The organism is Alphaproteobacteria bacterium (assembly GCA_018063245.1).
In the GTDB taxonomy this organism is placed as follows: Bacteria; Pseudomonadota; Alphaproteobacteria; order JAGPBS01; family JAGPBS01; genus JAGPBS01.
The window spans coordinates 1-3,214 of the sequence record JAGPBS010000089.1; the positions used below are offsets into that span (position 1 = coordinate 1).

The following is a 3,214-nucleotide window of genomic DNA, read 5'->3' on the forward strand; positions in this document are numbered from 1 at the left end:
ATGTTTATGCTGTGATTCATTCGGACCCCTTTCATCTAAACTCTCGATAAGTTTAAAAGAAAATTCCTACTGAAAAGCGGACATTTCTATCTTGCTCAAACAGGACAATATCATTTTGCTCCTACATTTTCAAATATTCAGTTGCTTTGTGATTTGTTCTCTGCTAGCATTTGCCTATATGAATATGTAGGCAAATAAAATGAATGTCTTTAGCGCGCTTTAAATAAGCTTTTTTGTATCTGACTTTAAGATTCAGTACTTTACTAATTTCCCTTTGATATGGCTATTATAGAGGCCTTTTATAATGATCTATAAAATAAATAAAGTGAGTTTATCATGACTAAATCTATATCTTCTTTTCAATCCTTTTGGATTTTATTTTCATTGAGCGTGCTTGTATTCTTGATTAACGTCGATTATACAGCCGTGAATCTAGCCTTGGTCAGCATCGCTGCTGATATGGAAGCGCCGCTTAACACTGTTCAGTGGGTTTTAAGTGCCTATGTGCTTTCATGGGGTGCTTTTGTTGTTCTCGCCGGTAAAATGGCGGATATCTATGGGAAACGCCGCATTTTGCTTTATGGTGTTTGGATCTTTGTGATTGCATCTGCCATCATTGGTCTTTCTGCGGATCCGTATATTCTGATTGCGGGTCGTGTTCTTCAGGGTATTGGTGGTGCACTTTTTGTGCCTCCGATCTACTCATTGGTTTTCATGACAGCGCCTCCTGAAAAACAAGGTTTCGTGATTGGTGTTCTTGGGGGAGCTGCTGGCTTAGGTCTTGCAACAGGGCCAAGTTTTGGTGGTTTGATTCTGTCATATTTGGGCTGGGACTGGATCTTTTTTGTAAATATCCCATTGGGACTCATTGTAATTGCAGTCATTTTGCTGGTTGTTGATAAAGAGCCAAAATTGGTTTCTGAGAACAAAGTTGATCATGTAGGTGCTGGGCTTTTGGCAATTGGATTGGTTTTTTTGATGATCGCCTTTAATCAAGCAGAGGCTTGGGGTATTGATTCTGTCTATCTATATGTTCTCATGGCTTTTGGTTTTGGTGCGCTTTATCTTTTTGGAAAACAGCAACGCGGTAAGGCTGAACAAATGATTCCATTTTCATTCTTCAAGAACAAGACTTATCTTGGGTGTGTTGGTGGTGTTTTTGTTTTTGAGCTCATCTTTTCATCATTTATCGTATTGATGGGCCTATATCTTCAAAATATCCTTGATTATGATGCCAAAATTGCAGGCTATATTTTCTTGTCCATGACATTGAGCTTCGGGCTTTTCTCTCCTTTAGGGGGCAAGCTTGTTGATTTGGTTGATGGACGGATTCCTCTTGTCGGTGGCATGCTTTTGTTGTTTGCGGGCTTAAGCATAACGCTCTTCTTTGATGGATCGAGTTCTTTGACTCAAATTATCTCTGCTTTCCTTTTGGTCGGACTTGGATTTGGTCTTAGTTTGTCTCCGGTCAATGCAATCATGATGCAATCTGTGGATGAAAAGGATGTGAGTACAGCAGCAGGAATTTTTGCCATGTCTGCCTTGGTTGGATGTACAATCGGCGTTATTTTTGCAAGTAGTCTTTTAACTGGGCTTGCAAGAGGATTTTTGACCCAGTCATTAGTGAGTGCTGATTTTGTCTTGTCATCTGAGCAAACAAGAACTTTATTTACAGTTGCGACATCAGCAAGATATAGTCCTGAGCACCTTACAGGCTTTCCGCTTGAGATTTTACCGAAGGTTCTTCAGCTAATTGATGGCAGTTTCTTGCACGCAATGTCTTATGTTCAAATGGCTTCAATGGTATTAGCCTTATTAGGCGCTTTGGGATCTTACTATTTCATTCGTGTTAAACCAAAAAAACCAAAAGCTGCTTAAGTTTTTTGACGAGTTGTTAACGAAAGAGAAGGCGGTTATTCTCTTTCGTGAACTTGTCAATATGAAACTTTTCCCCAAAATGTGTGGATAAGTTTGTGGGTTTTTTGGGGGGAACTTACCGAAGGCACTATGAACTATGATCTTTTTGTGATTGCTGCAAAAAGAGGCGTCATAAGTGTCGCTGAGCATGTGCTTGAAAAGATGTGAGTTTTTTTATTACGTGAGTAAAAACAATAAGATATGTTATGTCGTTGTTTTTGATGGGGCAATCACATTTTTGAATGCCATAAATGTAGATAACTTTTTTTTCCTCTTTTTGATTATTTTTTTATAATCTTGAGATTTTTTTTGCATTAAATGCGCGTCATTTGTAAAGTAAAAATATTCTATCTATCTGTTTATATTGTTATTTTAATGTATACTCTTTGTGAGAGTGTGACATTTCTTGTAAGGGAATTATTAATATTTAGCGCTTATGATTAATCCTGTTTACAACCGGGTAAATTTCTGGTTAGAATAACGATATCTTTTGGCAGATGCTAAAGATTAAAAATAACAAATAACGAATGAGGGGAAAATGCGTCTCAAAATAGTAACATTATTAGCAACACTTTTCTTAGTGACTGCTTGTGGATATTCACCAGCCGATGAAGATGGTTCATGGGATGCTTGGTCAGGTGTTCAAGACTACTTAGCTGAAGGTGTTCCTTCAACAGTATACTTTGCTTTCGATAGCTCAGCTCTCGAATCAAGAGCAAAAGACGTTCTTGACAAACAAGCAAATTGGCTTAAAGGTAATGGCAAAGGTGTCATGATCGAAGGTCACTGTGACGAACGCGGAACACGTGAATACAACTTAGCTCTAGGTGAGCGTCGTGCAAATGCTGTGAAGCATTACCTAGCATCTAAAGGTGTTTCTGGTGGCCAACTTAGAACAATCAGCTACGGTGCAGAGCGCCCAAGACTTGCAGATTCTAACGAAAATGCATGGGAACAAAACCGTCGTGGCGTAACAATTACTGACTAATCAGTACTGTTATAACGATTTCGAAAACCCTTCCTGGTTACGCCAGGGAGGGTTTTTGTATTGGGGGACTATCGTTTCGTTCTAACCTAGCGGAAATGGATGGCGTAGGAAGAAGGCGGGTGTTGTATCCTTTTTTGTCATGCCCGCGACCTGTCGGCCGAAGCCTTGGCGTAGGGGGAAGACGGGAATGCTTCTATGAGAAATGTCAAATATATATTTTCATTTTTGATTGTTTTATAGCTTAAGGGAAAAATAAGTAAAGGTTTCCTTCCTCCGTCGGCTTCGACCTTGACTGATTTTTCCCTTAAG

Annotated in this window: 2 protein-coding genes; both read left to right on the top strand. The window is 39.2% G+C overall.

Translation table 11 applies throughout. From position 1 onward, the window contains the following. The first annotated feature begins 336 nt into the window (after positions 1 to 336). Positions 337 to 1,878 (top strand): MFS transporter, encoded by a 1,542-nt coding sequence (locus KBF71_08965; protein MBP9878442.1) that lies wholly within the window; start codon positions 337 to 339, stop codon positions 1,876 to 1,878. Positions 1,879 to 2,455: 577 nt separating this feature from the next. Then, the gene (gene pal / locus KBF71_08970; GenBank protein MBP9878443.1) at positions 2,456 to 2,905 is read left to right on the top strand and encodes a peptidoglycan-associated lipoprotein Pal; all 450 of its coding nucleotides are present in this window, start codon (positions 2,456 to 2,458) and stop codon (positions 2,903 to 2,905) included. Positions 2,906 to 3,214 lie beyond the last annotated feature (309 nt).